Origin of the sequence: Agrobacterium sp. NPDC090273 (assembly GCF_044772305.1) — a bacterium.
Classification (GTDB): domain Bacteria; phylum Pseudomonadota; class Alphaproteobacteria; order Rhizobiales; family Rhizobiaceae; genus Agrobacterium.
Window position 1 is genome coordinate 175,792 of sequence record NZ_JBIVYN010000004.1, and the last position, 20,576, is coordinate 196,367.

At 57.3% G+C, this 20,576-nt stretch carries 22 protein-coding genes; 8 read left to right on the forward strand and 14 right to left on the reverse strand.

Annotated elements, in window-relative coordinates:
* Positions 1–181 precede the first annotated feature (181 nt).
* The gene (locus tag ACIQT8_RS12890) at positions 182–1,327 is read right to left on the reverse strand and encodes a site-specific DNA-methyltransferase (protein ID WP_138794769.1); all 1,146 of its coding nucleotides are present in this window, start codon (positions 1,325–1,327) and stop codon (positions 182–184) included.
* A gap of 245 nt (positions 1,328–1,572) precedes the next feature.
* Here ACIQT8_RS12890 and ACIQT8_RS12895 point away from each other — a divergent pair, with 245 nt between their 5' ends.
* Positions 1,573–2,664, forward strand: coding sequence for a hypothetical protein (locus ACIQT8_RS12895; protein ID WP_400965775.1), 1,092 nt, complete (start codon positions 1,573–1,575; stop codon positions 2,662–2,664).
* On the opposite strand, the gene ACIQT8_RS12900 is transcribed toward ACIQT8_RS12895, so the two are convergent.
* The 3 genes from ACIQT8_RS12900 to ACIQT8_RS12910 all read right to left on the reverse strand — a co-directional run bounded on the left by ACIQT8_RS12900 (position 2,654) and on the right by ACIQT8_RS12910 (position 4,540).
* Positions 2,654–3,103: a DUF1284 domain-containing protein gene (locus ACIQT8_RS12900; protein ID WP_400965778.1), complete on the reverse strand. Its 450-nt coding sequence runs from the start codon at positions 3,101–3,103 to the stop codon at positions 2,654–2,656. The genes ACIQT8_RS12895 and ACIQT8_RS12900 overlap by 11 nt on opposite strands.
* Complete coding sequence (locus tag ACIQT8_RS12905; protein ID WP_400965781.1) at positions 3,100–3,678, reverse strand: biotin transporter BioY; 579 nt, start codon at positions 3,676–3,678, stop codon at positions 3,100–3,102. Before ACIQT8_RS12905 ends, ACIQT8_RS12900 begins: the two co-directional genes overlap by 4 nt.
* 181 nt (positions 3,679–3,859) lie before the next feature.
* Positions 3,860–4,540 (reverse strand): GntR family transcriptional regulator, encoded by a 681-nt coding sequence (locus ACIQT8_RS12910; RefSeq protein ID WP_400965784.1) that lies wholly within the window; start codon positions 4,538–4,540, stop codon positions 3,860–3,862.
* 182 nt (positions 4,541–4,722) lie between these two features.
* Here ACIQT8_RS12910 and ACIQT8_RS12915 point away from each other — a divergent pair, with 182 nt between their 5' ends.
* On the forward strand, positions 4,723–5,412 hold the full coding sequence (locus ACIQT8_RS12915) for an HAD family hydrolase (RefSeq protein WP_138794765.1): 690 nt from the start codon (positions 4,723–4,725) through the stop codon (positions 5,410–5,412).
* A 70-nt stretch (positions 5,413–5,482) separates the two neighbouring features.
* Here ACIQT8_RS12915 and ACIQT8_RS12920 read toward each other — a convergent pair whose 3' ends face one another.
* Positions 5,483–6,031 carry a PilZ domain-containing protein gene (locus tag ACIQT8_RS12920; RefSeq protein ID WP_400966362.1) on the reverse strand — a complete coding sequence of 183 codons (549 nt, stop codon included), beginning with the start codon at positions 6,029–6,031 and terminating at the stop codon, positions 5,483–5,485.
* A gap of 256 nt (positions 6,032–6,287) precedes the next feature.
* On the opposite strand from ACIQT8_RS12920, the gene thrC reads away from it, so the two are divergent.
* From thrC to ACIQT8_RS12940, 4 genes are read left to right on the forward strand one after another with little or no spacing between them, the layout of a single operon-like run.
* Positions 6,288–7,685 carry a threonine synthase gene (gene thrC, locus ACIQT8_RS12925; protein ID WP_138794763.1) on the forward strand — a complete coding sequence of 466 codons (1,398 nt, stop codon included), beginning with the start codon at positions 6,288–6,290 and terminating at the stop codon, positions 7,683–7,685.
* Positions 7,686–7,705: 20 nt separating this feature from the next.
* Entirely contained in the window at positions 7,706–9,004 is a 1,299-nt protein-coding gene (locus tag ACIQT8_RS12930; protein ID WP_138794762.1) for a pitrilysin family protein, read from the forward strand.
* Positions 9,005–9,033: 29 nt separating this feature from the next.
* The gene (locus ACIQT8_RS12935; protein WP_138794761.1) at positions 9,034–9,633 is read left to right on the forward strand and encodes a GNAT family N-acetyltransferase; all 600 of its coding nucleotides are present in this window, start codon (positions 9,034–9,036) and stop codon (positions 9,631–9,633) included.
* 35 nt (positions 9,634–9,668) lie between these two features.
* Positions 9,669–12,545 (forward strand): EAL domain-containing protein, encoded by a 2,877-nt coding sequence (locus tag ACIQT8_RS12940; protein ID WP_246705150.1) that lies wholly within the window; start codon positions 9,669–9,671, stop codon positions 12,543–12,545.
* 52 nt (positions 12,546–12,597) lie between these two features.
* On the opposite strand, the gene ACIQT8_RS12945 is transcribed toward ACIQT8_RS12940, so the two are convergent.
* From ACIQT8_RS12945 to ACIQT8_RS12955, 3 genes are all read right to left on the reverse strand, one after another.
* The gene (locus ACIQT8_RS12945) at positions 12,598–13,710 is read right to left on the reverse strand and encodes a putative zinc-binding metallopeptidase (RefSeq protein WP_138794759.1); all 1,113 of its coding nucleotides are present in this window, start codon (positions 13,708–13,710) and stop codon (positions 12,598–12,600) included.
* Between the two features lie 128 nt (positions 13,711–13,838).
* Entirely contained in the window at positions 13,839–14,030 is a 192-nt protein-coding gene (locus tag ACIQT8_RS12950) for a CsbD family protein (RefSeq protein WP_003521119.1), read from the reverse strand.
* 103 nt (positions 14,031–14,133) lie between these two features.
* Positions 14,134–14,739: a YqgE/AlgH family protein gene (locus ACIQT8_RS12955; protein WP_138794758.1), complete on the reverse strand. Its 606-nt coding sequence runs from the start codon at positions 14,737–14,739 to the stop codon at positions 14,134–14,136.
* 161 nt (positions 14,740–14,900) lie between these two features.
* On the opposite strand from ACIQT8_RS12955, the gene ACIQT8_RS12960 reads away from it, so the two are divergent.
* On the forward strand, positions 14,901–15,743 hold the full coding sequence (locus tag ACIQT8_RS12960; protein ID WP_400965791.1) for a protein-disulfide reductase DsbD domain-containing protein: 843 nt from the start codon (positions 14,901–14,903) through the stop codon (positions 15,741–15,743).
* 99 nt (positions 15,744–15,842) lie between these two features.
* On the forward strand, positions 15,843–16,328 hold the full coding sequence (locus ACIQT8_RS12965) for a peroxiredoxin (RefSeq protein ID WP_138794756.1): 486 nt from the start codon (positions 15,843–15,845) through the stop codon (positions 16,326–16,328).
* A gap of 47 nt (positions 16,329–16,375) precedes the next feature.
* Here the strand turns inward: ACIQT8_RS12965 and ACIQT8_RS12970 are convergent, their stop codons facing one another.
* The 6 genes from ACIQT8_RS12970 to ACIQT8_RS12995 form a co-directional block, all read right to left on the reverse strand.
* A complete protein-coding gene (locus ACIQT8_RS12970; protein ID WP_138794755.1) occupies positions 16,376–16,684 on the reverse strand; it encodes a Dabb family protein in 309 nt (102 codons plus the stop codon).
* Between the two features lie 155 nt (positions 16,685–16,839).
* A complete protein-coding gene (gene rnhA, locus ACIQT8_RS12975; RefSeq protein WP_138794754.1) occupies positions 16,840–17,280 on the reverse strand; it encodes a ribonuclease HI in 441 nt (146 codons plus the stop codon).
* Entirely contained in the window at positions 17,277–18,245 is a 969-nt protein-coding gene (locus tag ACIQT8_RS12980) for a homoserine kinase (RefSeq protein ID WP_400965796.1), read from the reverse strand. Before ACIQT8_RS12980 ends, rnhA begins: the two co-directional genes overlap by 4 nt.
* 39 nt (positions 18,246–18,284) lie before the next feature.
* Positions 18,285–19,337: a 4-hydroxy-3-methylbut-2-enyl diphosphate reductase gene (gene ispH / locus ACIQT8_RS12985; RefSeq protein ID WP_262524799.1), complete on the reverse strand. Its 1,053-nt coding sequence runs from the start codon at positions 19,335–19,337 to the stop codon at positions 18,285–18,287.
* Positions 19,338–19,400: 63 nt separating this feature from the next.
* On the reverse strand, positions 19,401–20,135 hold the full coding sequence (locus ACIQT8_RS12990; RefSeq protein WP_262524797.1) for an SURF1 family protein: 735 nt from the start codon (positions 20,133–20,135) through the stop codon (positions 19,401–19,403).
* Between the two features lie 10 nt (positions 20,136–20,145).
* Complete coding sequence (locus tag ACIQT8_RS12995; RefSeq protein WP_400965800.1) at positions 20,146–20,532, reverse strand: DUF983 domain-containing protein; 387 nt, start codon at positions 20,530–20,532, stop codon at positions 20,146–20,148.
* Between the last annotated feature and the right edge of the window lie 44 nt (positions 20,533–20,576).

A 20,576-nucleotide genomic window follows, 5' to 3' on the forward strand; every position in this document is an offset into this window, starting at 1 on the left:
CTTGATGATCGTCAAAAAATTGCAACATTAAAGCGAATTTAAAACACCAACGCCCAGAACCGTGAAGTGCTGGGCGTTGGTCGTTCCCCATCCGGGACTGAAGGTACTAAAACCGGATGGAGACGTGTCACTGACAAGGGCGGGCGGTGGATCGTTCGCCTTCAGCCTTGCGGCCTCAAGATTATTCTGCCTTTGCCAGTTGGCTGCGGATGACTGCTCTCAGATCATCGATCGGCTTCAGCTCGTCGCCATCCTCGTAGTGCCAGAATGTCCAGCCATTGCATGCATCGAAGCCCTGCACTTTCGCGCCAAGGCGGTGAATGGAACCGGCAGCGCCGCCGGATGCGATCGTACCATCCGCACGAATAATAGCGCTATAGCGGCGTTTGGCGTCGGTTAGAACCTGACCAGGGCGGACAAGCCCGCTTTCCACCAGCGTGTTGAAAGCGACGCGCGGCTCTGCCTTCTTGCCCGTCATAACCGTCAATTCGGCCTTGCCGAGCGGCTCGACAGCCGCGATACGCGCGGATGCCGCATCGATGTAATCCTGCTCGCGCTCAATGCCGACAAAGTGGCGACCGAGGCGCTTTGCAACGGCACCAGTCGTGCCAGAGCCAAAGAAAGGATCGAGAACGACATCGCCAGGCTTGGTGGACGCCATGATGATACGGGCCAGCAGAGCTTCCGGCTTCTGAGTCGGATGAACCTTCTTGCCGTCTTCGCCCTTCAGACGCTCATGACCGCTGCAAATCGGGAACAACCAGTCGGAGCGCATCTGCACGTCGTCGTTCGAGGCTTTCAACGCCTCGTAGTTGAACGTATAACCCTTGGCTTTTGGATCGCGGCTCGCCCAGATCATCGTTTCATGGGCGTTCTGGAACCGGCGCCCCTTGAAGTTGGGCATAGGGTTGGTCTTGCGCCAGACGATATCGTTGAGGAGCCAGAAATCGAGATTCTGGAGCATCGCCCCGACGCGGAAAATGTTGTGGTAGGAGCCGATCACCCAGATCGTGCCGTTCGGCTTCAGGACACGGCGGCAGGCCAGAAGCCATGCCCGTGTAAACGCATCATATGCCTCGAAGGACGCGAACTGATCCCACTCATCATCCACCGCATCGACCAGAGACTGGTCCGGGCGGTGAAGCGCACCACCAAGCTGGAGATTGTAGGGCGGATCGGCAAAAATCGCATCTACCGACTGGCTGGGAAGGGCATCCAAGGCAGCGACGCAATCACCCTTGATGATGCTGTCTTTCCAGGCGTCGCTCTCGCCCGCACGATCAAAACCGGCACGCCGAAAATCGGCCAGCGGAAAAACTGCTGCCATTGGTACTCGCTCCATACGCTTACTCTCTACTGATGCTTATGGTTACCGAAGATGGTTATCAAAGACTGAACAAGTCACGGAAATTTCGAAATAAACACGCAAGCGACCGTCTGTGCGTCCATGTTCTCGATCCGGGATGGAACCGGTGGGCGCGTATAAACGTTGCGCACAACAGGTCATTCGTACCGACGCCTCGGCGTCGCAAAAAGACCGGAAACGCGGGGGTAAATTTGCAGATGCGTATCATGGAAAAAACGGTCCCGTTCGCGGCAGGCGCCGTATCCTCCGCCGTCGTCCTGATGGCTCTCGCTACACCCTCATGGTCACAGGTACCGAAAGCTGCTTTCAACGTTGTCACGGATGCGGTGCTTTACGATGGTGGTCCATCACTTGGCGACAGCGCGACAGTGCGATGGGACTTCTACAAAGCGGATGCATCCGGGCAACGCTCCGACGTCAATGCCGGTGGCTCCTATGACGCCACCTTCGAGGCCAAACTGCCTGTCGGCAAGTATGTGGCCGTTGCTGCTCTTGGTAACATCGTTCGCGAAATCCCATTCGAAGTTAGGGATGGGGCGACGGCGAGACCCAAAGCCAATTTCGACGCCGCCGAATTGACTGTGATACCAAGACGCAGTCCCGGCGGAGACGTAGAAGCGCAGGCGCGAACAGAAGTCACGCAAGGACCGTTTAAGGAAAGCATTTACGGAGAAAACCACGCCTTCGTGCCGGCAGGAACTGTCAAGCTTATCGGCAGCATTGGCCCGGCGCGTGCAGAGGAAACCCTTGCCGTGAAAGCTGGTGAAACCTTTCGTCACGACCTGATCATTCCAAGCGGCGTTGTCATTGCAAAGGCCGTTTATGCGCAGGATGGAAAAGCAGTTGAGACGGGCGATATCCGCTTCGAGGCGCTTTCGGCAAAAGAGACACTGGACGGCACACGCCAGTCCATCAACGGCGTTTATGGCGTTGGCAAGGTTATGGAGATGCCTGCGGGCGACTTCATGATGAGCGCGCGCCTCGGTAAAGTGACCCTGCAGCAACCCTTTACGGTAACGGCTGGAAAACGGACCGAAATAACCGTCAATCTCGACGCCGGCATCTTGGTCGTCAAAGCGGCCGGGGCCGAGAGAATCGACATCATGGCAATCACCAGGGATCTGCAGGGCAAACCGGAGGAGATTTCCGGCCGCTATGGCACAGAGCATCAGGAGACATTGCACCCCGGCGACTACTCCGTAAAAGTGACCTACGAGAAGAAAGCGAACCGCGACCCGAAAGAGATCAAAGCCACGGTCAAGGCCGCCGAGCGAACCGAAATCAACGTCACGGAGTGATCTCGACCGCGGTGATCGGCTCCCCGATCCTGACACCACAAAATCCCGATGTGGCCACCCGATCACATAACTTTTGCCACTGGCACCCCTGACAGGCCCGCCTCAGTTCGCCAGCGGCGAAGGCAAGGCGCAGTTTCAACAGGAATTCTGGTGAAAGCTGAAAGCGTTTGCCGGGAGTGAACGTCTCGTTCATCAAGGCAGACACCAAATGCCGAGCGGTCTCGTCTCTGCGGCGTACGCTGTCATTGAAGCAATGCGCGTCTTTCTCGCAGAGAAGACCCTGGCAAATTTCGTCAGGGCCTTCAACGAGTTCGATCTCCTCGTCGTCATTCATACGCCTGGCAACACGGTCATAATTGACCGTGAAGCCTGGTGTGTACCCGTTCCCCACATAGGTGAGTATGCAGAGAAGATGATGGGCGCGAAGGCGTATCGTCACGCGGCGTTTTTCCGGCGCAGCGACGCAGCTTTCAAGACAGATGCTGCGAGTGCCGACTTCAACACCGCACCCAGGATGAAGGGTGCCACGCCCGCAATCCAAGCCTTTTCAGCGCCGATAACACCTGCCAGCCAAACCCAGCCGAGCGCAAGGCAAAGGGTGTTCGCAAGCAGGTGAAGAAGGAAACCCGCAACCGGGCGTTCGCCCGTTACACTGCGTTCGGTGACAAAACCGACAAGTGCCGCCATCACCGGAAAGGCGACGAGGTAGCCGGCGGTCGGGCCGATAAACGGCGCGATGCCGGATTTGAGACCCGCAAGCACCGGCAAACCGATCATGGCTTCACCAAGCCAGGCCAAGACCGTCAACGTGCCAAGACGCCAGCCGTAAAGCGCACCGATCATCGTCACCGCAAATGTCTGCATGGTGATCGGCACAGGCACCATCGGCACCGAAATCTGCGACGCAAGTGCGAGGACCAAAGTTCCGGCAACAATGAATATCGCCTGCTGCACATAGGATCGCGCGGGAATGTCAAAAAATGCAATCGTGGAATTGCGTATCTCGGTCGCCATCTATCTCTCCTTTTAAAAATTATAGATAATTTCTACGAGCGACCTATTGGTACGCGAGAATCTTACAAAAACGCAACAGAAGAAGGAGCAAGAAGCATCAATCGAGAACGACGATTGTGGACGGCATCGAATATAACGACGCATAATCAATAATTTATACCGATATAAAATTATCTATAATTTATCCAACGATCGCGAATGCGTCATGGACGGAACCGGATGATGTCCGGATTGCAGTGCGCCCAATCCACTGTACGTGGCCATCAAGGATGCGAACAGCCTCCTCCGCACGTCCACCGCGCAAGGCGTCTATGATGGCACGGTGATCCGTATCGGTGCGCCGCTCCCACCCTGCCCGCCACGCGGAAAACAGGAACCGTGCACTGGCTGCGTGAAGCCCGTCGATCGCCTCCATCAGGCGCGGCATATTGCACGGTTCGGTGATCAGTCGATGGAAGCGACGGTTTGCGTCTTCCCAATGCTGGACATTGAGAGCCCGATCTCCCTCAAGCGTTGCCGCTTCCGCAGCATCGAGAATGTTTGGCGTCATGTTCGGAATGGCGTGACGCAGCGCCAGCACCTCGAGCGCGGCCCGCATTTCCGCCACCTCGCGCACGTCGGAAAGACCGAAATCGGCGACACGCACGCCGCGCCGTGGAATGCTGGCGGCAAGCCCCTGCGCCTCAAGCCTGCGAAAAGCTTCACGTACCGGTACGTGCGAGGCACCGAATTCAGCGGCGATATGGTCTTGACGCAGCCGCTCGCCCGGCGCCAATTCACCACGCACGATGCGATCCGCCAGAGCACGGCTTATTCGGGCGGCAATCGTATCTTCAGGTCTGGTTTTGGCGGTTTTGGGCATGACCTCACATAGCGCATGTCGCGCAAAACTGTGTAGCAGTTTTTACGGCGACGACATTCACGGCGAGCCATGTCGTGTGCGAAAATACCCCTTGCAAACGGGCTGGTTGAGATTGATGCCCACATGGTCTAAAAGCCCGGCATCGCTTTTCCTCCATAACAGATCCGATACAGGGAGTGCCCATGAGCGGCTTCGACCTCATTATTTTCGACTGCGACGGCGTTCTCGTCGATTCCGAAATCATTGCAGCGCAGGTGGAATCCCGCCTGCTGACAGAGGCGGGTTACCCAATCTCGGTCGAGGAGATGGGCGAGCGCTTCGCCGGCATGACCTGGAAGAACATTCTTCTTCAGGTCGAAAGCGAAGCCAGCATTCCATTTTCGGCCTCGTTGCTTGAAAAGTCGGAAAAACTGCTCGACGCACGACTGGAACGGGATGTTAAAATTATCGAAGGCGTGAAATTTGCACTGTCGCGCCTGACGACACCTCGCTGCATCTGCTCCAATTCATCCAGCCACCGTCTCGATATGATGCTGACGAAGGTCGGTCTGAAGCCATATTTCGCGCCGCATATCTATTCGGCAAAGGATCTTGGGGCTGATCGCGTCAAACCGAAGCCGGACATTTTCCTGCACGGCGCGGCGCAGTTCGGTGTTTCTCCCGATCGCGTGGTCGTGGTCGAGGATTCCGTTCATGGCATCCATGGTGCACGGGCTGCAGGCATGCGCGTTGTCGGCTTTACCGGCGCGTCTCACACCTACCCAAGCCATGCCGACCGCTTGACGGACGCCGGTGCTGAGACTGTGATTTCCCGAATGCAGGATTTGCCTGCCGTCATTGCCGCCATGGCTGAATGGCAGGGCGCGTTCTAAGCCCTATCACAATCAAAGAAAAAGCCGGGGCCGCACCTGCTGCCCCGGCTTTTTTCATTCTTGGCCGAGTTTAACGGCGCGATGTCTTGGCTCGTGCGCCCTTGGCAGCCTGATCGGCAAAGCCGATGAAGACGTTTGCCGTCTTCGGCGCACCGCCTGGAGCGTTCGGAATGGCAACGTGATCGTTGCTGAAAATGAACTGCGTCCCTGCGGAACCCGCCGGCACGTCAACAGCAAAATTCGCCGTCTCACCAAAGATCTCACCGTCGCCATCCTTCACCGTCACGCGGATCGGCACCGTAACGCGGCCGGGCTTCGCCATCGGACCAGGCACCAGACGTCCCTGGGCCAGCACGTTCACGGTCAACGTCGACTCGTTCATGCTGCAAGAACGCGTCGTATCAGACAGAGAGACCTGATAGGCGAGCTTGGTCGGGTCATCCTTGGCGCCACCGGCATATACGCGATGGACGGCGTTGGTATCGAGAATGGTAACCGTCGGGCAATTGGCCTGAACGACTGGAGCGACCGGATTGGCCGCATTCGCAGGAGGATTGACCGCCAGGGACTCCGACGGATTGGATGAGTTGCAGCCCGCAACGACAACCAGAAGCGACATCGCGGCGGACAAACGCAAGAAATTCCCTGACACTCTGCTAATTCCTCATCCCTTGCCCCGGAACCGAACCGGAGACGCTGTTTATTGGCCTTTCACGCCGGGTGGCGATGGTCTATAGCAGCGACGCCAGAAAAAATCGATTGGCTGATGTTCGGTTTTGCTTGAATTTTGCAGAAAGCCCTTCATTACCTCGCCAATCGCCGCTTTCGAGGCGGAAAGCCGGTAGACGTGCAGGTCAAGGACAAGGGAACATCTCGTGAAATATGTATCGACCAGGGGTACCGCCCCATCGCTTGGGTTTTGCGACGCGCTTCTGGCGGGTCTGGCGCGCGATGGCGGGCTTTATGTGCCGCGCGAATGGCCTTCCATGTCCAAAAAGGAAATCCGCAATCTTCGCGGCAAGACCTATCAGGAAGTCGCCTTCGAGGTTCTCTACCGCTTTACCGGCGGCGAAATTCCGGCCGACACTTTCCGCTCCATGATCGACGACGCCTACGCGACATTCCGTCATCCGGCTGTTGTTCCATTGGTTCAGACCGGCCCCAACAGCTTTGTTTTGGAACTGTTTCACGGCACCACGCTGGCGTTCAAGGACGTGGCGATGCAGCTCCTCGCCCGTCTGATGGACTACACGCTGACCCAGCGCGGCGAACGCGCCACGATCGTTGGCGCCACCTCCGGTGATACCGGCGGCGCAGCCATCGACGCCTTTGCAGGCCGTGAACGCACCGACATCTTCATTCTCTTCCCGAACGGCAAGGTTTCACCGGTGCAGCAGCGCCAGATGACGACCTCGACCGCTTCGAACGTTCACGCGCTGGCGATCAACGGCAATTTCGACGACTGCCAGAACCTCGTCAAAGAGATGTTCAATGATGGCAAGTTCCGCGATGGCGTGAAGCTCTCGGGCGTCAACTCCATCAACTGGGCGCGCATCATGGCGCAGGTTGTGTACTACTTCACCGCCTCGCTTGCACTCGGTGGTCCGGACCGCAAGATTTCCTTCACTGTGCCGACCGGCAACTTCGGTGACATCTTCGCCGGTTACGTCGCCAAGAAAATGGGTCTGCCGATCGACAAGCTGGTGGTCGCAACCAACGACAACGACATCCTCGCACGCACGCTGAAAACCGGCCGCTACGAAATGCGCGGCGTCAAAGCCACCACTTCGCCGTCGATGGACATTCAGATTTCGTCCAACTTCGAGCGTCTGCTGTTCGAAGCATATGACCGCGACGCCAGCGCTGTGAAAGCATCGATGGACGGCCTGAAACAGTCAGGCGCTTTCGAAATTCCGGCTAAGGCCATGAAATTCATCAAGCGCGACTTCCGTGCCGGACGCGCCACGGAAAAGCAGGTTGCAGCAACCATTCGCGACACCCTGGAAAAGACCGGCTATCTGATCGACCCGCATACGGCGACCGGTGTTTTTGTGGCTGAGAAGTATGAAAAGCCGACAAGCCCGATGGTCGTTCTGTCGACGGCCCACCCGGCTAAATTCCCGGCCGCTGTAAAATCCGCTTGCGCAATCGATCCGGCGCTTCCAGTATGGCTCTCCGATCTGATGAACCGGGAGGAGCGTTTCGACGTTCTGGACGCAGAGCTTAAAGCCGTGGAAACATTTATCGGCAAACATGCGCGCGCCAGCAAATAGAGACGCGGAAAGACGCTGATATGAAAGTAAATTTGACCCGGCTTTCGTCCGGGTTAACAGTTGTGACGGAAAGAATGCCACATCTCGAAAGCGTCGCTCTCGGGGTGTGGATCAAGTCAGGCTCCCGCAACGAAACGAATGCCGAACACGGCATTGCCCACCTTCTCGAACATATGGCCTTCAAGGGCACGTCGCGGCGCACAGCCCGACAGATCGCCGAAGAGATCGAGAATGTCGGCGGAGAGGTCAATGCGGCGACATCGACGGAAACCACGTCCTATTACGCCCGTGTCCTCAAAGACCACGTCCCCCTCGCCGTCGATATTCTTGCTGACATCCTGACGGAGTCGCTGTTCGACGAAGACGAACTGGAGCGTGAAAAGAACGTCATTCTCCAGGAGATCGGTGCTGCAACCGATACGCCTGACGACGTGATCTTCGACAATTTTTCCGGTGTCGCCTATCGCGACCAGACCATTGGTCGTCCGATCCTCGGCACACCCGAGACGGTGCAGTCCTTCACCACCGGCCAGATCCGTAATTACCTCTCCCGCAACTACACGACAGACAGGATTTTCGTCGTTGCGGCCGGCGCTGTCGATCATGACAGTTTCGTCAAGCAGGTGGAAGCGCGCTTCGCTTCGCTGCCGCTGGTTCCCAGCGCACCGCCTGTCTTCGAAAAAGCGATTTATACCGGCGGCGAAATCCGCGAAACGCGCGACCTGATGGACGCACAGGTTCTGCTCGGTTTTGAAGGCAAGGCGTATCACGCCCGTGACTTCTATTGCTCGCAGATCCTCGCCAATATCCTCGGCGGCGGCATGTCATCCAGACTTTTCCAGGAAGTTCGTGAACATCGCGGCCTTTGCTATTCCGTCTATGCTTTCCATTGGGGTTTTTCCGATACCGGCGTTTTCGGCGTTCACGCGGCAACCGGCAGCGCCGATCTAGCGGAACTGGTGCCTGTCATCGTCCACGAACTGGCAAAATCCTCAGAAACGATCAATCAGCAGGAAATCGACCGCGCCCGCGCCCAGATCAGGGCACAATTGCTGATGGGCCAGGAAAGCCCTGCGGCTCGCGCCGGTCAGATCGCCCGCCAGATGATGCTTTATGGTCGCCCCATTCCGAACGAGGAAATGATGCAGCGCCTTGGCGACATCACCGTCGAGCGCCTGACCGATCTTGCAGGACGGCTGTTTTTCGATAGAGTTCCTACATTGTCCGCAATCGGCCCGCTTGAAAATCTGGCACCGCTCTCGGACATCACTGCGGCGCTTTCTGCGCAGCAGCCTGCAAAGATCATCGCAAACGGCTGAGAGCGGAGGCGTTCCGCACAGGGACTTGAATGCTGCGTTTTCTTTCCCGACACCATGACACGCCAGAATTGCGCAGCGACAACCACCTTTTGAGATTGCCGCGTTATGGCGATTTCAAACAATGGCACACATTGCGATCGGAGAGCCGGCAGTTTCTTCAACCGTGGGAACCGGCCTGGCGCTCCGATGAGCTGACGGAAAGCTCGTTTCGCATGCGCGTCGTGCGCAACGGCCAGGAGTTTTCCTCCGGCACTGCCGTATCATTTCTGCTTTTCGAAAAAGAGGCGACGCTGCTCGGCGGGCTTACCGTTGGCTATATTCGCCGCGGCGCGGCGCAAAGCTGCATGATCGGCTACTGGATTGGAGAGCGATACGCCGCTCAAGGCCATATGTCTGCCGCATTAAAATTGGTAATTCCCTACATCTTTAACGGACTTCAGTTGCACCGCATCGAGGCAGCCTGTATTCCGGAAAACTTCAAAAGCATCCGGCTTCTTGAAAATGCCGGTTTCCAGCGGGAAGGTCTCTTGCGGGAATATCTGAAAATCAACGGCGAATGGCGGGATCATGTGATGTTTTCCCTTCTTGCCGACAAGCAAAGCTCCGGCGGAACGAAGTACGATATATGACCAACGATCACTTTGCGCTCCGCACTGCTCGACGTATGGCGGCGTTGTCGCTGGCCGCACCGATCTTCTTGCTGCTGTTGTTCTTTGCCTCTGCATCGCAAGCCTTCGAACCCGTCAAGATTTCCCGTGACGACACCGCGCTTGACCTGACCGCGACCACCGACATCTACGCCAACCAAGGTGAAGCCTTCCAGGTATCGACCGCGCCGGGACCAGATGGCATCCGCCGGCGTATCGAGGTGCGCGCCAGCTCGCCAGACCACCAGGGCGACTGGGCTGTCTTTGCGCTTGCCAACGTCTCGGAAGAGCAGCTCGAGCGCGTCATCGTCGCGCCGCATTTCCGTCTGGTCAATTCCAAGCTGTTCTGGCCTGATCTTGGTTCGCAACGCATCATCGCCATCACGCCTTCGGAAGGCTTTGCGCTTGACCGGCAACCGAGCCCCGATGCTGACGTGTTCCGCATTACGCTGAACCCCGGCTCCGTCATTACCTTCGTTGCCGAGCTTTCGACACCGCAATTGCCGCAGATCTATCTTTGGGAGCCGGAAGCCTACAAGGATACCATCAACGCCTTCACCCTCTATCGTGGCATCGTGCTCGGCATTGCCGGCCTACTGGCCGTGCTGTTGACGATCCTGTTCGTCGTGAAGGGTACCTCGGTTCTACCGGCGTCGGCCGCTCTTGCCTGGGCCGTGCTTGCCTATATCTGCGTTGACTTCGGCTTTCTTGAAAAGCTCATAACCGTCACATCCAGCGATCAACGAATATGGAGGGCGGGCGCCGAAGTGGCGCTCGCCTCCAGCTTCGTGGTCTTCCTGTTTACCTATCTCAACCTCAACCGATGGCACGCGCATCTTGGTTATGCGACCTTTGCCTGGGTGGTGGGTTTGGCTGTACTCTTCGGTGTGGCGATCTACGACCCCTCGGTTGCGTCTGGTATCGCGCGCGTTTCCTTCGCACTGACCGCGACGGCGGGTATCGCGCTGATCATCTATCTCGGCTTTAACCGCTACGACCGGGCTATCCTGCTCGTGCCGTCATGGGCCCTCATTCTTGTCTGGCTGTTCGGAAGCTGGCTGACAGTGACGGGGCAACTGGACAACGACATCGTGCAGCCGGCGCTTGGCGGCGGGCTGGTTCTGATCGTGCTTCTGATCGGCTTCACCGTGATCCAGCATGCCTTTGCCGGCAGTGCGTACCAGCAGGGCCTGTTCTCCGATCTGGAGCGCCAGTCTCTGGCATTGACAGGGTCTGGCGATACGGTGTGGGACTGGGACGTGACCCGTGACCGCATCGTCACCACCCCGGATATTTCCAACCGGCTTGGCCTGGAACCTGGCACGATGCATGGCGCAGCCCGCAACTGGCTGCCGCGCCTGCATCCAGACGACCGCGACCGCTTCAAGGCGACGCTGGATGTGCTGCTGGATCATCGCAAGGGACGTCTCAACCACGAGTTCCGCATCCGCGCCGAAGACGGCCATTTCCACTGGCTGCAGATCCGCGCCCGTCCGGTTCTTGGCTCGAACGGTGAAATCATTCGCTGCGTTGGCACCATCACCGATATCACCGAACAGAAAAACTCGGTCGAGCGGCTGCTGCAGGATGCGATGAATGACAACCTGACCGGCCTTCCGAACCGGCAGGTGTTCCTTGACCGCCTGCAGTCAATCCTCAACCTGTCCTCCGATGGCGAAAGCGTGCGCCCGACCGTGATGGCGATCGATATTGATCGCTACAAGCTGGTCAACGACACGCTGGGCATTGCTGCTGGCGACAACATTCTGATTGCGCTGACACGACGTCTGCGTCGCCTTCTGAAGCCGCAGGATACGCTTGCCCGTCTTGGCGGTGATGAATTCGGTCTGATCCTCACGTCGGAGCGCGATCCGCAACGTGTTGCAGATTTCGCCGATGCGGTGAACAAGGCGATCATGGTGCCAATCAATTTCGCCAATCGCGAAATCATCCTGACAGCCTCGATCGGCCTTGTCTCTTGGATCGACCAGCAGGAAAGTGCTGCCGGTCTGCTCAGCGACGCCGAACTGGCGATGTACCGGGCCAAGCGCGCCGGCGGCAACCGCGTTGAACCGTTCCGCCCGGCCTTCCGCACCTCCGGTACGGATCGTCTGCAGATGGAGAGTGATCTGCGCCGCGCCATCGAGCGCAAGGAACTCTCGCTTGCCTATCAGCCAATCATCAAACTCGATGACGGAGGGCTCGCCGGATTCGAAGCGCTGATGCGATGGGAACACCCGAAGCGCGGCAATATTCCGCCGAGCGAGTTCATCCCCGTCGCGGAAGCATCCGGATTGATCGAACCGCTTGGCATGTTCGCCCTTGAGCGTGCTGCGACCGACCTGATGGACTGGCAGCATGCCATCGACAAGATGCCGATCTTCATTTCGGTCAATATTTCCAGCGCGCAATTGCTGAACAACGAGTTGTACAACGATGTGCGCAGCATGCTGACGCGCACGCGCTGCAATCCGCAGCAGTTGAAGCTGGAACTGACGGAATCGGTGGTGATGGAAAACCCCGAACAGGCTCGCTTGGTTCTGTCCAAACTCAAGGAAACCGGCCTCAGCCTTGCGATGGACGATTTCGGCACGGGTTATTCGTCGCTGGCCTATCTGACCCGTTTCCCCTTCGACACGATAAAGCTCGACAAGGCGCTGGTTGCCAATACAAGCGACAAGCGCAATGTTTTGTTGCGTTCCGTCATTGCCATGGCGCGTGCACTGGACATGCAGGTGGTGGCGGAAGGTATCGAAACACCTGAGGATGCGGCGGAACTTGCCCGCATGAACTGCCATTACGGACAGAGCTTCCTGTTTGGCACCCCGGGCACCGCCGAAACGGCACTGAAGCTGCTTCGTGAGCAGTTCCAGCAGACCAAAAGAGCTTCGTAAAAAATGCAGGCATCCTCGGGTCATGCCGAGGATGCCGCAGATATAGCGCGCCTTACTGAACCATTGCCGTCTGCTGCACGTCTTGCTGCGTTTCGCTTACGCCAACGATTTTTCCGTGCAGCAATGCACGAATAAACTCCAGTTTCGAAACCACCGGCGGTGTCAGCACGAAGGGATATAGGTCCGCCTCCCCCATGCTGCGCTGGATGGAATTGATGGCAACGCTGAGAGGAATCCACGCCTTGACGATTTGCTCGGCACTACGGGCATTGTAGGGATCAAACGTGACTTCCGCAGCCATTTCCTCGTGCCCATCGGGATCAACAGCAACACCAAAGGCCCGCGCCGTTTCCAGCGTGTCGACGATGTGCAGATAATGGGCGAAACACTCCGCGAAATCCTCCCAGGGATGTACGGAGGCATAAGAGCTGATGAAACTATCCTGCCAGTCGGGTCTGGGACCCTGCTCATAGTTCCGTTGCAGCGCCGCTCCGTAATCCTCGCGTTCGTCACCGAACGCAGCACGGAATGGCTCGAACAGGTTTTTGTCGCGGACCAGCTTGTTCCAGATGAAATGCCCCACCTCATGACGGAAATGCCCCAACATGGTTCGATAGGGCTCGTTCATGTTGGCGCGCACCTGTTCGCGCGTCACATCATCGGCTTCCGCCGCCCTGATGGCAATCAGCCCTTCGTCATGCCCCGTCATAGCCGGGATGACCGACCCATCAGGCGCAACCTCATCGACAAGGAAATCAAAGACGAGCCCACCAGCAGGATCGACATCCCTGTTGGGGTGAGGAAGCTTGAGACGCAACAGCGAATAAAAGAGGTGACGCTGGGCCTGGCTGATCCGCCGCCACTGCCCGATCCCTTGCTCCGTCGCGATATCCGGCACTAGGCGGTTATGGCTGCATGCCGGACAAAAGGCACTTTCGCTTTGCGCCGGGACAGACCAGTTACAGATATCGTTGACTTCATTGGCGCAAAAACGCACCTGCTTCTCAGGTTCAGCCACAAGCTGCCAGTTTGGTTCACCAACCGGCGCCAGGGCTTCCATGGAAAGTCGCTCCGGCACGAAGGCCAGCCGATGACCGCAGGACACACAAAAGCGATTGTCAAAATGGACGGGTTGTCCGCAGGAGGCGCAGGAGAAGAGCTTCATGAGTGACCTGTGTGCTGAGCAGAAGGGAAAAACGCCAAAACAGGCGCTTCTACGAGAAGAGCGCATGTATCGAAAGACACATGCGCTCGAAGTTTCAGGCCGCGGAAGGTTCGCGGTCAGATCCCTTGTTACATCCGGTCGACCGCGCCCTTTACGGCGTCTTTCGCCTTGCCGACGCTGGTCTGCACCTTGCCCTTTGCTTCCTGGGCGGCACCCTTGGCGCGCAACTCATTGTTGCCGGTCGCTTCGCCGACGTTTTTCTTCACCTTGCCTGCGACTTCGTTTGCTTTGCCGGCGATCTTATCGGATGTGCTACCCATGGTATTTCTCCCTTGTTGAACCGAACTAGTCGTCCGGTTTTCGGGGGAGTAACGTTAGGGATCGGAATTTGGTTCCGACAACAAAACGCACTTCAATGAGGGTTCAGGCGTGCCCGGCCTCAGCCGACAGCATGCGCGGATCAACGCCCATCAGTGCCAGAGCGCGTTCGTACTTGTTATCCAAAAGCCTGTCGAAGATCAGATCATCGGATGCGGGGCAATTGAGCCAGCCATTGTTGGCGATTTCGTTTTCAAGCTGGCCTGGCCCCCACCCCGCGTAGCCGAGCAGCATTGTCGCCCGCTTCGGACCATGGCCGTTGGAAATGGCTCTGACGATATCAAGCGTCGCCGTCAGTGAAATCTCATCGCTTACGGGAATACTCGACTCGCTCCCATAGTCGTCTGAGTGAAGCACGAAACCACGGCCAGTTTCGACCGGGCCACCGGACTGTATTGGGAAATCGCGGGTGCGGTTGGGCAGCATGATGGCATCATTGCTATCCACCAGTTTGAGATGCAGAAGAATGTCCGTGAACGTTATCTGCTGTGGCCGATTGATGATAAATCCCATGGCACCTGCGTCCGAATGGGCGCAGATGTAAACGACCGAACGGGCGAAGTTTCCATCGTCCAATCCTGGCATGGCGATCAGAAACTGACCGTCGAGAAAGCCACGTTCGCGTTTTTCCATCAGGGTTGAAAAACTCACAGGCGCCTCCAGAAGGCCGTCATCCGCGCGTCAGCGGAATGCGGCGCTCGCATTTCGACAGTCAATAGGATGAGGCATAGTGCGTTATCAATCAACCGAAAATGATGAACGGCACAAATTCGTAACTGGCCCACCCGACAATGTTGCGTTAGACGGGAAGTATGAGCATCAGGACATTCTTGCAGTTTTCACGTTCTTGTATTGCAATCGCCATCATCGCGGGCAGTGCGCACGCAGCGCAGGCGGAAATCACCGACTGGGCCGGCAGCGAGGGCGGGCGGATGCGGGTCGTTGCCCTTTCGGGCGACGAAAACGGTAGTATCCGTGGTGTCCTGCAAATCGAGCCCAACCCTGGCTGGATTACCTATTGGCGCGAACCGGGCGAAGCCGGGATACCACCACAGATCAACCTCGATCCGGCCAGTGGCGTGACGTTGTCTTCGATGTCTTATCCCGTTCCCAAACTGATCGAGAATGGCGATCTCAACGACATCGGATACGATCAGGCTGTCGGGCTCCCCTTCGAGCTCAAGACCCTCGGCAATGCCACCAATGAGAAAGTCCGGATGACTGCCTTCATCGGGGTCTGCCAGAATATCTGCATTCCCTTCGAGGCGACGTTCGAGATCGGCCGTGGTAAACCTGAAGACACCAATGACGAGGAGCGCAAGTTGCTGAATGAAGCACGCGCGACCTTGCCGGAGGCCGCCTCCGACGATTTCAAGGTCACCGATTTTCACATTACCCCGGACAAAACCATGCTCGGCGTACAACTGCTGATGCCGGAAAACGCACCGAAAGAAACGGAAATATTTGTCGCCGGACCATCTGGTTTTGCCTATTTCGAGCCACAAAACCTGGTGCGCGACAAACGCAAGTTATCGTTCTACATGAACATCAAGGGACTTCCCAAAACCTATCAGGTGCCGGGCCAAAGCTGGCCTATTCTGGTCAAGAGCGGCAATCGGGCGATGGAGACGAACCTTAATTTTCCAAAGCCTTGACGGGTTTGGCGTCGCATGCGGAAGAGTGCAAAACGGCACTCGATTTTCAATATTGATGCTCTATAGTCCGGTGGACTGCATTGCCACAGGAGCAAAGACATGACCATCAAGATCGGCGACAAGCTGCCTTCCGCGACATTCAAGGAAAAGACCGCTGACGGCCCGGTGGAAACCAGCACCGATGACCTCTTCAACGGCAAGACGGTGGTGCTGTTTGCCGTGCCGGGCGCTTTCACGCCAACATGCACGCTGAACCATCTGCCTGGTTACCTGGAAAACCGAGACACCATTCTTGGCAAGGGCGTTGACGACATTGCCGTGATCGCTGTCAACGACTGGCACGTCATGGGCGCCTGGGCACAGGCTTCCGGCGGACAGGGCAAAATCCACTTCCTCGCCGATTGGGACGCCTCCTTTACGAAGGCGCTCGGCCTTGATGCCGATCTCTCCGGCGGCGGCCTTGGCGTCCGCTCCAAGCGTTATTCCATGCTGGTCGAGAACGGCGTGGTAAAATCGCTCAACATCGAAGAAAACCCCGGTCAGGCGACCGTCTCGTCGGCTGCGACGATGATCGAACAGCTTTGATCCTGACGATCACGGAAAAAAGAAAAGGGCGGTAAAACCGCCCTTTTTCATGTGTTCATATCGAAAACCAGAAGTCCCGCCAGGCCGCCATCCGTCAGCGAAACAAGACGTTCGCCAACTTCGATGTGCTTGGGATGAGCGAGATAGTCGTCGCGCGCCTCAGGGCTTTCCAAAGTCACGATAAAACCGTCGACAAAGCCACCGTTCAAGCCTTCCGGCGAGACATTCTGGCCGTATTTGACATCCACGATACCAGGAATATCGTCTTTCAGGGCTGCAATGGCCTCGAAGACTGCCTGTTTTTCAGAAGACGCCGTTGCTGCCTTAAAACGCAAAAATACACAATGCAGGATCATGAGATGCCTCTTCGTCTGCGTTTCCGTTCCCGCCGATGACAGACGCAGTTGGCATCGAGGCGGATGATTGCCGACAAGATAAGTCGGGTTTCAGTTTTCTCAACCCCATATTCTCGTCCTGCATCGAGCGCGATGCGGAATAGAACAGGCTTTCATTACCGCCGTTTGAAAGGCTCCATGCCTTTGCGTGCCAATTCGTCGGCACGTTCGTTTTCAGGATGCCCAGCGTGTCCCTTGACCCAGTGCAGCGTCACCTTGTGGCGCTCGCGGGCCGTCTCAAGTGCTTGCCAAAGCTCCACATTCTTGACCGGTTTGTTGTCAGCGGTTTTCCAGCCCTTTTTCTTCCAGCCGAAAATCCACTTGGTGATGCCATCCTTTACGTAGGAGCTATCCGTATAAAGGTCGACCTCGCAAGGTTCCTTCAAGGCGTTAAGCGCTGAGATCGCCGCCATCAATTCCATGCGGTTGTTGGTGGTTTCGGCTTCACCGCCTGACAACTCCTTCTCGATTTCGCCGAAGCGTAGGACAGCGCCCCAGCCGCCAGGCCCAGGATTGCCGGAGCAGGCACCGTCGGTAAAAATATCGATATGTTTCATGCGTCTGCCAGTCCGTACTCGGCGACGTGGCCAATCGTCCGGTGGAAGCGCAGCTTGCGCAGATATTCCATCGGATCTTTCTTGACGACCAGTGCGCCAGCCGGCGTCGTCAGCCAGTCGTAGAGACGGGTGAGGAAAAAGCGCAGCGCAGAGCCGCGTGCCAGAAGCGGTAGTGCCTCGAGTTCGTCCTTGCTCAACGGGCGCACCGATTGATAGCCCTCCAGCAACGCCTTGCCCTTGGTAACGTTATAAGCACTGTCCTTCTCGAAGCACCAGGCGTTGAGGCAGATCGATACGTCATAGGCGAGCAGGTCGTTGCAGGCGAAGTAGAAATCAATCAGGCCGGAAAGGGCGTCGCCCAGGAAAAACACGTTGTCCTGGAACAGATCTGCATGAATGACGCCGGCGGGCAGATCAGCGGGCCAGTTTGCGGCGAGATATTCGAGCTCTGGCGCGATCTCGGCCTTCAGGCCCTTTTCCACTTCGTCAGCGCGCTCTTCGGATTTGTCCCAAAGAACCTTCCAGCCCTCAACGGACAGTGCATTGGGGCGCTTGATCTCGAAGCCTTCTCCGGCAAGATGCATGGCGGCCAGCGCCTTGCCGACTTCCCGGCAATGTTTCGCTTCCGGTTTTCTCAGCCACATACCTTCCAGGAAGGAGATCAGCGCGGCGGGACGACCGGACAGTTCGCCCAGCAGCGCAGCATCCTTTCGCGGTAGAGGCAATGGGCAGGACAAGCCCTTTGCCGACAGGTGCTGCATCAGACCCAGAAAAAATGGCAGGTCCGACTTCTCGACACGCTTCTCATAGAGCGTCAGGATCAACGGGTCTTTGGTCGTATGCAGCAGAAAATTGGAGTTTTCGACACCTTCGGCAATTCCCTTATAGGAGGTGAGTTCGCCGACATCGTATTGCGTGAGGAAATTCCTCAGATCATCTTCGGTGATGTCCGTGTAAACTGCCAATTTAAAATCTCTTGCTAGGGACAGGATTGAAATTTGGGATCAGGAGATGCTGCCTGCGGCCGTCTTTGGTGGCAGCGCGTTGCTGGCATTGCCATTCACGAAAGCCATATCCTCGGTTGTCAGTTCGATGGCGCGAAGCTCGCGGTTCACAAGGAAATGCTCTGTTTCCTCAACCGTAACGGCAAGGTCAAGCGTCGTGTCGAACCGTGCTTTGAAGGCTTCGATGATCTCATCGACGATCACCTCCGGCGCTGATGCGCCCGCCGACAGACCAACGGTTTTGACATCGCCAATTTCGTCCCAATCGATTTCAGATGCGCGCTGCACCAGCACGGAGCGCTTTGCACCGGCCCGCAGGGCAACCTCGACCAGGCGCTTCGAATTCGAGGAGTTGGGTGCGCCGACGACGATGAAAAGATCGCAGCCGGGAGCTGCCTGTTTCACCGCATCCTGTCGATTGGTGGTGGCGTAACAGATGCTGTCGGCAGCCGGAGCCTGAATGGCAGGGAACCGTTCCTGAAGTCTGGCGATCACGCCCGCCGTATCGTCGACGGAGAGCGTCGTCTGGGTCACGAAGCCGAGATTTTCACGATCTGCTGGCTCGTAGTGATCGACATCGTCCACCGTCTCGACCAACGAGACTGTTCCTTCTGGAAGCTGGCCCATCGTGCCTATGACTTCCGGGTGGCCGGCATGGCCGATCAGTACGACGTGGCGGCCGAGGCGCTGATGCCGCATGGCCTGCTTGTGAACCTTGGAAACCAGCGGGCATGTGGCATCGAGATAAAAGAGATTGCGCGCCTCGGCGTCAGCGGGCACGGACTTCGGCACACCATGTGCGGAAAAGACGACGGGCTGTTCGCGGTGCTCGGAGGGTATCTCATGCAGTTCCTCGACGAAGACCGCACCCTTGGCTTCCAGCCCTTCAACGACGTAGCGATTGTGCACGATTTCGTGACGCACATAGACAGGGGCACCGTAGGCCTTCAACGCCAGCACGACAATCTGGATAGCGCGGTCAACACCTGCGCAGAAACCGCGCGGCCCGCACAGCCGGATCGTCAAAGGGGGTTTGGTAACGGCAATGTTCATTCCTGCTCCTGTACCTCTCCCTGGCCTTCGGTTTTGGCCTTCCTTGCGGATGGCACGCGCCGATTACTCGTCCTGCCCCTTCCCGTTTCGGAAATAGGCAAAACCGGCGACAATGACAAGGGCTGCTGCCAAGCCATACCACGTTATCGCATATTGAAGGTGATTGTTCGGCAAATCTGTGAGCGTTACGCCACCTTTCGGCCAACCGCCCGGATTTGGGGCATCATTCGCGTCAATAAAGATCGGAACAAGCTGCGTGGCAGGAATACCCACGCTCTCTGCCATCGCCGTCATGTCTTTCCAGTAGAAGATATTCTTGGCGATGTCGTTGTCGGGTAGCATCAGCGATGGCTTGCCGGCAAGCCGGGCGCGCGCCAGTCCTTCGACCGCAACCTCGCCGCCAACCTGCCCTTCCACGCGCTTGGCCGCTTCCTTCATTTCGAAAGGTACAAAACCGCGATTGATGAGGACCACCCGCCCGTCTGCCAGTGTCAGCGGCGTATAGATATAGTAACCGGTACTTCCGTTATATGTTGCGAAGAAATGCCGCTCGCGATTGTGGTCGAAAACACCTTTCACGCTGAGCCGGCGATACTCGATGTCTTCACCAGCCCTTGCCATTGCCTCGATATCGGAAAGCGATGCGGGACTTGCCACACGTCTTTCAGCAATATCGGCGATCAGTCCCTCTTTCCAATAGAGCCGTTTGACCTGCCATGTGCCAAGGCCGAGCAAAATGGCGAGAGCAAGCAGCACGAGTGGCGCCGCGAAGCCGACGCGTCTTTCTGCAGCCTTCATACGAGATCCGTCATTCACGATCGATTTTGCCTTCGCTTGCATTGTTGCGATATTGCAGGGAAATCATGATGCCCTTCAGCTTGCGCAGGAGGATGAGGGAAATAATGATCGTGAATGGAAGCCAGAGCATGGCATGCACCCAGACAGGCGGGGCAAAACGGGCATCCACCCACAGAGCGAGCCCAACGACCAGAAAGCCAACGATCAACATGACGAAGACGGCCGGGCCATCGCCCGCGTCAGCGAAGGAATAATCCAGGCCGCACGCGCTGCATTCCGGCTTCAGTTTGAGAAACCCGTCGAACAGCCGCCCGTTTCCACAGCGTGGACAGCAGCCGGCCAAACCCGTCTTCACGGGATCGACGGGCGCAAAAGCGTTACCCTCCGGTCCGGACATGACGATCTCCCTCTCGCACTGGACCTTTCTCCTCCCGAACAAAC

Bases quoted from the DNA above. Each gene is read 5' to 3' on its own strand.
- ACIQT8_RS12890 (WP_138794769.1), bottom strand. From the start codon at position 1,327: ATGGCAGCAGTTTTTCCGCTGGCCGATTTTCGGCGTGCCGGTTTTGAT.
- ACIQT8_RS12895 (WP_400965775.1), top strand. From the start codon at position 1,573: ATGGAAAAAACGGTCCCGTTCGCGGCAGGCGCCGTATCCTCCGCCGTC.
- ACIQT8_RS12905 (WP_400965781.1), bottom strand. From the start codon at position 3,678: ATGGCGACCGAGATACGCAATTCCACGATTGCATTTTTTGACATTCCC.
- ACIQT8_RS12910 (WP_400965784.1), bottom strand. From the start codon at position 4,540: ATGCCCAAAACCGCCAAAACCAGACCTGAAGATACGATTGCCGCCCGA.
- ACIQT8_RS12915 (WP_138794765.1), top strand. From the start codon at position 4,723: ATGAGCGGCTTCGACCTCATTATTTTCGACTGCGACGGCGTTCTCGTC.
- ACIQT8_RS12920 (WP_400966362.1), bottom strand. From the start codon at position 6,031: ATGTCGCTTCTGGTTGTCGTTGCGGGCTGCAACTCATCCAATCCGTCG.
- ACIQT8_RS12930 (WP_138794762.1), top strand. From the start codon at position 7,706: ATGAAAGTAAATTTGACCCGGCTTTCGTCCGGGTTAACAGTTGTGACG.
- ACIQT8_RS12935 (WP_138794761.1), top strand. From the start codon at position 9,034: ATGCTGCGTTTTCTTTCCCGACACCATGACACGCCAGAATTGCGCAGC.
- ACIQT8_RS12940 (WP_246705150.1), top strand. From the start codon at position 9,669: ATGGCGGCGTTGTCGCTGGCCGCACCGATCTTCTTGCTGCTGTTGTTC.
- ACIQT8_RS12945 (WP_138794759.1), bottom strand. From the start codon at position 13,710: ATGAAGCTCTTCTCCTGCGCCTCCTGCGGACAACCCGTCCATTTTGAC.
- ACIQT8_RS12950 (WP_003521119.1), bottom strand. From the start codon at position 14,030: ATGGGTAGCACATCCGATAAGATCGCCGGCAAAGCAAACGAAGTCGCA.
- ACIQT8_RS12960 (WP_400965791.1), top strand. From the start codon at position 14,901: ATGAGCATCAGGACATTCTTGCAGTTTTCACGTTCTTGTATTGCAATC.
- ACIQT8_RS12965 (WP_138794756.1), top strand. From the start codon at position 15,843: ATGACCATCAAGATCGGCGACAAGCTGCCTTCCGCGACATTCAAGGAA.
- ACIQT8_RS12970 (WP_138794755.1), bottom strand. From the start codon at position 16,684: ATGATCCTGCATTGTGTATTTTTGCGTTTTAAGGCAGCAACGGCGTCT.
- rnhA (WP_138794754.1), bottom strand. From the start codon at position 17,280: ATGAAACATATCGATATTTTTACCGACGGTGCCTGCTCCGGCAATCCT.
- ispH (WP_262524799.1), bottom strand. From the start codon at position 19,337: ATGAACATTGCCGTTACCAAACCCCCTTTGACGATCCGGCTGTGCGGG.
- ACIQT8_RS12990 (WP_262524797.1), bottom strand. From the start codon at position 20,135: ATGAAGGCTGCAGAAAGACGCGTCGGCTTCGCGGCGCCACTCGTGCTG.
- ACIQT8_RS12995 (WP_400965800.1), bottom strand. From the start codon at position 20,532: ATGTCCGGACCGGAGGGTAACGCTTTTGCGCCCGTCGATCCCGTGAAG.